General features: G+C 51.2%; 4 protein-coding genes. All 4 read left to right on the top strand.

The window, feature by feature from the left end; all coding sequences use genetic code 11:
• Window positions 1-468, top strand: a 468-nt coding sequence (locus BAQU_RS06915; protein WP_211277130.1) for a transposase, incomplete at its 5' end; no start/stop codon positions are given.
• Between the two features lie 241 nt (window positions 469-709).
• The gene (locus BAQU_RS06910; RefSeq protein ID WP_211277129.1) at window positions 710-2,776 is read left to right on the top strand and encodes an alpha-amylase family glycosyl hydrolase; all 2,067 of its coding nucleotides are present in this window, start codon (window positions 710-712) and stop codon (window positions 2,774-2,776) included.
• Between the two features lie 878 nt (window positions 2,777-3,654).
• Window positions 3,655-4,644 (top strand): alpha/beta hydrolase, encoded by a 990-nt coding sequence (locus tag BAQU_RS06905; RefSeq protein ID WP_158215666.1) that lies wholly within the window; start codon window positions 3,655-3,657, stop codon window positions 4,642-4,644.
• A gap of 190 nt (window positions 4,645-4,834) precedes the next feature.
• Window positions 4,835-6,055 (top strand): aminotransferase family protein, encoded by a 1,221-nt coding sequence (locus BAQU_RS06900; protein WP_211277128.1) that lies wholly within the window; start codon window positions 4,835-4,837, stop codon window positions 6,053-6,055.
• Window positions 6,056-6,148: the final 93 nt, after the last annotated feature.

Below are 6,148 nucleotides of genomic sequence, written 5' to 3'. Positions count from 1 at the left end.
CTGCCACAGGCCCGCTACCAGCGGTGCATGGTGCACTTCATGCGCAACGTGCTCTCGAAAGTCTCCCCTCGTCACACCCGATGGGCCGGGGACGCGCTCAAGGCCGTGTTCGCGATGGAATCACGCGAATCGGCGTTGGCCAAGGCCGAGCAGGTCGCCACCGAGATGGAGGAGCGGAAACTCAGGGAGGCCGCCAAGTGCCTGCGCGAGGGCATCGACGAGACCACCACGTACCTGCTCAAGGATTACCCGGTCGAGCATCGCCGGCGCATCCGAACGAACAACATGATCGAACGGTTGAACCGGGAGATCCGCAGGAGAACCCGCGTGGTGGGCGCTTTCCCGGATGGTAGATCGGCATTGATGCTCATCACTGCGAGAATCCGCTACGTCACCGGCAACCAGTGGTCGACCCGCCGCTACCTGGACATGTCCCGACTCCACGACACCATACAGGAAGCGAACTGACAACGCACACAGGAAACAAAAACCAAAGTGCGCAAGAACCCGGGCACTACCTATGCCAAGACTACGTAACATGTATCATAAACTCAAAGTAATAGTTTCGATCTTTTTAGTGGCACTGTGCTTTGTTGCTTTCACAACAGCAACACCGAGCTGGGCGAGCGTAGAAAAAGTATCGTCCACTTCTCACGCAGTTGCTGATTCATCCATTGCCTCATCGGCGATATCCTCAGGCACTGGAGACATGACGGGGGACGTGATTTATCAGTTAGTCACGGACAGGTTCTATGACGGCGATACAAGCAATGATAACCCCTCGTCTGCTCCCAATGAATACAGTGCTGATAAGTCGAATTGGCAACTCTATTGGGGCGGCGATTTTCAGGGTGTCACCGATAAAATGTCTTATCTCAAGGATATGGGTATTGGTGCCATTTGGATTTCCCCACCTGTTCAGAATATCAGTTCGCCAGCCGTTGACTCATCAGGTAATGCATCGGCTGGCTATCATGGATATTGGGGAATGGATTTCTATGTTCCAGATCCGCACTTTGGTTCGTGGCAGGATTTTGACACCATGGTAACCGCAGCTCATAATAATGGCATAAAAATCATTATGGATTGGGCAATAAACGATACTTCGCCAGAAGATGTCAATAATTCTAGTTATGCCAATGATGGAGCATTGTTGAAAAATGGCACGAAACTGGCCAGCTACAGTGATGACCCATCGGGATATTTCCACCACAATGGTGGCGTCACAGATTATAACGACCAATATCAGGTTGAATATAAGAACCTTTTCAACCTCGCGGATCTGGCCCAGGAGAATTCTGTCACTACGGAGTATCTGAAGGATGCCGTGGATACTTGGTTGTCTCATGGAGTTGACGGTATTCGTATGGATGCCGTGAAGCATATGCCCAGCGGCTTTCTGAAAAGCTATGCTGATAACATTTATAGACAACGTGGCGTTTTTCTCTTTGGTGAATGGGCGGATACCTCTTCTGCTGCTTTATGGCAACAAGAAGTGAAGCTTGCAAATGCTGATGGAATGTCGTTGGAAAACTTTGACCTCAACACCAGCATTCGTGATGTGTTCGCTTCGGGGGCTTCCATGGCGGAGCTGGACTCAACAATCTCACGACAACAGTCATCGTTTGACTGGTCTAATCAGTTGGTTGATTTCGTTGATGGACAAGATGTGTCAAGGTTCCTATCCATTAATAACAGCACCTCACTGCTTGATCAGGCAACGGTTGTCAATATGACTGTGCCTGGCATTCCTTCTTTGTATTATGGGGATGAACAATATACTCATGATGACTCCACAAACTCTTCCGATCAGGTTGGAGGAGACCCATATAACAGAGACGCGATGTCTTCTTTCAGTGAGAACACGAGGAACTTCAAGATAGTCCAGGCACTTGCATCATTGCGGAAAAACAATCCAGCACTGAGATATGGGTCATCCACTGAACGTTGGATCAACAATGATGTCTATGTATATGAACGCAAATTCTATAATGATGTGGTACTCGTTGCAGTAAATAAAGGCAATAGTAGCTACACTCTGAATAACTTGAATACATCTCTGCCTAACGGGTCATATTCAGATAATTTAAGTGGTCTGCTTGGAGGTGGAACGCTCACAGTTGGCGAGGGAAGTAACGGCACCAATCCTGTTTCGAGCTACACGCTCAATGGTGGGCAAGCTGCCGTCTGGTCATATGTTGAACCGTCACAGACCACTCCTGAAATTGGAAATATCGGGCCTACCATGGGGCGCAGCGGTGACGTGGTGTCAGTTACAGGCAGCAATTTCGGTAGTGGTACCGGAACCGTTAACGTTGGTGGTGTGACAGCGGTCATTGATCAATGGTCACCAACCGAGGTTGATTTCACGATTCCACAAGGAGTCAAGCCGGGCAGTGAAAATGTTGTAGTAACAACAACCGGGTCCCTCGCGTCGAATTCAATCGCATACAATGTGCTGTCCGCTGCTCAAACAGCGACCACTTTCACCGTCACTGGCACCTCTACGTCGCCAGGAGATGAGTTGTATCTGACTGGTAATGTGCCAGAACTCGGCAGTTGGAATACGGATTCAGCAGTGGCTATTGGGCCTATGCTGTGCCCCAACTATCCGACATGGTTCACCATGGCAAGCCTTCCTGCGGGGTTGCCGATTCAATACAAGTTCTTCGTCAAGAAAGCAAATGGGACTGTTCAATGGGAAGGAGGCAGCAATCATACTTATACGGCACCAAGCTCGGGCACTGGAGCGATAAGCGTTGCCTGGCAAGACTGACCCGTTCCGTATTCTGCCACAAGAACTGGGTAAGAGGTATGTGCAACGTGCCTCTTCCCCAGTTCTTGTCGTGTCAAGGCTACTAATGATGGTTGTCGCTATTATTATCCAATTCACCTCGATACGATAGGCAAAAGCTAGGTACGATGGGTGGTGACCAGGTGGGAGCCCGCGTCGAACGCGCCCGCGTTCCACTTTCATCGACCTCTGGCCGGGCTAAAGAGACAACAAAGAAAACCATCAGTTACACACGTAACGAGACAGACTCAAGGCTCTTGTTTTTTCACCGGACTGAGCGCATTCCGAGCGCATCGAATTCGCCGAGAGTCGAACAGAATCGAACCACGTCGGACAAATCATCTCATCATCGAATGATTTTCGAAGATATTTGGTGAATGGATGGAAATAAACAGGGCCAAACGTTGATGATCAGGTGATGCTCACTACGATGAAAAGGCACCTTTCGGCATATTCTCGGTATGTTCCAGTCGAAATGGCTGTCTGGGAAAGCGTGGGATCGACTTTGGCTGCTTTCGTTGGATTGGGCAGTGGCTTCGGGCGGTACCGGGGTGCGCACTGGGGAGTGCATCAACCCAATTGTTACGAAGCGATACATAAGTCTTCGTGCGCACAAGCACATCTATATCAAAACAGTCCATATCAACTGGAATTGCTTGTGGATTGAATGTTGGAGACGCGTCGTGAGCGGTGGGGTTGCGATAGAGTGCTTCTCGTAAGGCATGGAATATTGGGGGAGTCGGGTGACTGGTATGCGGCTGGATATGCACAGGGGAAGGCGCACAAGTCCAAAAGACAACACGAGTCTGGAAAGTGGCACGAAGGCTCGTAGACGTGGGCTCAGGTTGTTTGGCAGAATCATGCTGAGTGCTATTGCGACGATTGTCGGCATTGCTCTGATCGCCGTGGTGGCGTTTAACGTCAGTCCGTGGCCGAGTGCATTGATTTTTCGCAGGGCATTCGAGGCTGGGAATGTGCAGAAGCCCCGCGGATATGCTGCCGCGCGAAGAGCCGTTTCGATGAGAAGCAACTTGACGTACCCGTCTCGGTATCAGCGCAATGATTTTGATCTTTATCTGCCCAAACTCAGCAAGGATGCCAAATCAGCTTCCGTACAGTCGTTGCCGATCATCGTATGGGTACACGGTGGCGGGTTCATCACTGGCGACAAGCTCGGAGTCTCAACGTATGCGACCATGCTTGCGTCGCATGGATATGCCGTGGCCGCAATGAATTACGATTATGCGCCTGATGCCCAGTATCCGGCTCCGGTGGTGCAAGTGGGAGAGCTGATTACTCATCTATATGCCATTGCTGCACGTTATGGACTTGATGCCAATCGCATCATCATTGGTGGAGACTCCGCCGGTGCGCAGATTGCAGCGCAGTTTGCTGCGATTGAAACAACTGCGGGTTATGCGACAAAGGCTGGAATTCATGCGGTTGCTCTGCACAAACCCATAGAGGCTGCACTCCTGTTCTGCGGACCTTATGATGTCTCCCAAATGACGGACATGGGCAGTTCCTGGATTGCCAAGCAGTTCGTGCAGACTGTGGGGTGGTCATATCTCGGGCAGAAGCATTGGCAGGATACCAAGGCTGCCAAGACGGCATCGGTGGTTGACTTTGTCTCTGCGAACTTTCCTCGCTCGTATATCGTCGATGGCAACTATTTCTCGTTCCCCACGCAGGCTAGGGAGATGTATGGCAGACTCCGAACGCAGAACGTTGCAGCGAAGCTCACGCTCTACCCAGACAATCCAAAGCTGCCGCACGAATTCCAATTCGATTTCTCGCACCCACAATCGTATGAGGTGTGGAAGAACACCTTACAGTTCTTGAAGGCGTGAGAAAATAACCTCTTTCATGCTCCAATAATGGATGCATGGTATAAAATTACCAGATGGGCATCAGCTTGCTTGCCCCAAGGACTCGCGTGCCAAGGGTGCTGCCTTCCGCGGTCTGCCCATATTCATTTGCTGCTGAAAGAGAGTTATTATGCCGGTTCCTGCTGAGATATTGTGGCATCCTCATACCAATATGGCGTCTTTTGTGCCGGAAGATAACCCGGTGTGTTGCAGAGCTCAGGGCACGTATATCTGGGATGAGCAAGGGCGACAATACTTCGATGGAACATCGGCTCTCTGGTTTGCAAACATCGGCCATGGCAACGAATCCGTAGCCAGAGCGATGTATGAGCAGGCTTGCCGGCTTGAGACCTTCCACACCTTCGTAGGCAACAGTCATCGTCCTGTGCTGGATTTGATGGAGAGGCTGTATCGGCTAGCTCCGTTAGACGACCCGCGCATCATTCTTGGCTCGGGGGGTTCCGATGCAGCGGATATCGCCTTGAAGCTTGCGCGACGGTACTGGCAGGTGCTTGGCAAACCGAAAAAGCAGTATGTTCTTGCACGTGAGCATGCATATCATGGTTTGCATGCCTTTGGCACCAGCGTTGTCGGAGACGATGATTTGCGCAAGGGCTATGGCTCGCTTGTGCCGTACGTTTGCCGCATATCAGATGACAATCTTCAAGAGGTCAGAGAGACAATTGAAGACCTTGGCGCGGAAAGCATAGCGGCAATCATCGCTGAACCCATTATTGGTGCCGGGGGCATGATTCCTGCGTCTGCCGGATATCTTGCTGGATTACGTGCATTGGCTGATGAGTTTGACATTCTGCTGATCTTCGACGAGGTGGTTTCAGGCTTCGGCAGAACCGGTGAATGGTTTGCTTCCGAACTGTATGGCGTTACGCCCGATATGACGATGTTTGCAAAAGGGGTAACCTCGGGGTACGCGCCGCTCGGGGGCGTGTTCGTTGCTGCTCGGGTGTGGGAACCTTTCTATGACTCCGCCAATCCGCAGGCACCTGCGTATTGGCATGGTCTGACCTATTCGGGTCATGCGGTTTCCTGCGCTGCGGCAATGGCCAATCTTGAATTCATTGAGGACAATCATCTGCTTGGGCATGTCCGTGAGCTCTCGCAGTTCGTTGATGCGGAGCTTCATCGTGTGTTTGAGCGGAACGAGTATGTTGCGGATGTTCGTTCCAAAGGGCTATTGGGCGGGGTTGAGCTTCATTCGAGTGTTTCGGCTGGAAGCGTCGTTGCCGTGCTGCGCGATGAATTCGGGCAGCTGGTACGTCCATGCAATCAGACGGTGACCATTTCGCCCCCGTTCATCAGCACCATCGAGGAATTGAGAAGCCTTATCGCAGATATTGCCGAGGCAGTGGATCTGGTTGCGGGTCGATGCTAGAAAAGTTTCAAGTATCTGGATATTGCAGTTCCTTATGCCTGCCTATCAGTTTTTCTGATAGTGAGCGAGAGGGCCTTTAGCAAGATCGTTGAT

Origin of the sequence: Bifidobacterium aquikefiri (assembly GCF_002259795.1) — a bacterium.
GTDB classification, from domain to species: domain Bacteria; phylum Actinomycetota; class Actinomycetes; order Actinomycetales; family Bifidobacteriaceae; genus Bombiscardovia; species Bombiscardovia aquikefiri.
Note: the sequence above shows the minus strand (reverse complement) of the source record. Positions and strands in the feature narration are given on the sequence as shown.

Bases quoted from the DNA above. Each gene is read 5' to 3' on its own strand.
- BAQU_RS06910 (WP_211277129.1), top strand. From the start codon at position 710: ATGACGGGGGACGTGATTTATCAGTTAGTCACGGACAGGTTCTATGAC.
- BAQU_RS06905 (WP_158215666.1), top strand. From the start codon at position 3,655: ATGCTGAGTGCTATTGCGACGATTGTCGGCATTGCTCTGATCGCCGTG.
- BAQU_RS06900 (WP_211277128.1), top strand. From the start codon at position 4,835: ATGGCGTCTTTTGTGCCGGAAGATAACCCGGTGTGTTGCAGAGCTCAG.